The 1,246-nt window shown below is 48.3% G+C and carries 1 protein-coding gene; it reads left to right on the top strand.

What is annotated here, in order from left to right; translation table 11 throughout:
• Window positions 1–801 (top strand): hypothetical protein (locus tag IDZ20_RS07930; RefSeq protein WP_223144934.1); only part of this gene is annotated, 801 nt, incomplete at its 5' end.
• Between the last annotated feature and the right edge of the window lie 445 nt (window positions 802–1,246).

Here is a 1,246-nt window from a genome sequence, read left to right as displayed (position 1 = left end):
ATTGATGGGACCGGAATTTGTTTTAAAGCACCCAAGCATCGGCCGCGCCGATCTAACGATATACCCATCATGCCGGAGCGTTGTTATAACGCCAAGCAAACGCTTACGTTCCGCAACTATTTTGATGACGAAAAAGCTGCACGAGGGCTTGTTGACCATTGGCGAGAAGCGGATTTTTTTTACAATTCCTGGACGTTTTATGGCCCATGGTTTACCGGCGAAGCGTCAGCTTTGGATTTGTCGTTCCGGCTCATCAAGATAGTTAACTACCCAAAGGATGTATCGCTGTTTCACCCAAGAGCGTTTGAGCAGGTGGTAGGAGACAACCTCACAAATCTACACTCACATCATCTTGATGAAACCCGTGACTATATTCAGGAGTTTAACGCGCCGATTAACTGGCAGCCTCTGTATCTCTTACCCGTCAACGCGGTTAAGCTGGAGGTAGTCTCCCAAGCTTTTTCCCCGCACAGAACAATTACTCATCATGTCTATTTTCCATTAGCGGATAACCTATTCGCCCGCCTAATTTTCTACCCCGCCCGCTTCGAAGGTACACCACGCGAGGAGCAGGACAAGCTAGTAAGCGTGCAACCCATGCACGACCTAATGGACAACATTATCAACAGTATTCAGCTTACCCTTTCACCCCAAGCACAAGCACAGCAAAAAACGGCCCTTGCCGGTATGGAAGACACGTCGCTAATAGCGGACTACCCCCAACTAAAGTGGGACAGCTTAACAATTGAGGAAACACAAAAAATACTAGAGCACGAAAAGACTAAACTTGTTGCCCGATAGCCCAAAAGGCCAAGCTTTGCGCGCGGCCTTCATCGCAAAATAATAAGACCAAAATAATAAGACAGCCACCTTAACGCTGTTTCTGGGCGCGGGGCAATTAACACTACGGCGTTCGGCCTTACAGCTACAGGCGCTGCGTTTGGGTTAGCGGGGGTTGGTGCTACGGTAGGCGGTGCGGTTAGTCTAATGGGCGCGCTGTACTTTGTTACCACCACGGTAATGAAAGGCCGCAAACAGTTCTCAGGAAAAAAATACAAATAAGTCCAATAAGGTGAATAAGGAAAGACGCGATGTTTCACGTTCCATTTAAATTACGAGAACCCACCGGCCTCGTAATTCCCAAAGGGCCAAGCTTTTCCTGGGCAAATACCATTCGCAGCGATATTGATGGGACCGGAATTTGTTTTAAAGCACCCAAGCATCGGCCGCGCCGATCTAACGATAT

Source organism: Teredinibacter waterburyi, from assembly GCF_001922985.1.
In the GTDB taxonomy this organism is placed as follows: Bacteria; Pseudomonadota; Gammaproteobacteria; order Pseudomonadales; family Cellvibrionaceae; genus Teredinibacter; species Teredinibacter waterburyi.
This window is presented reverse-complemented; position numbering and strand designations above follow the sequence as displayed.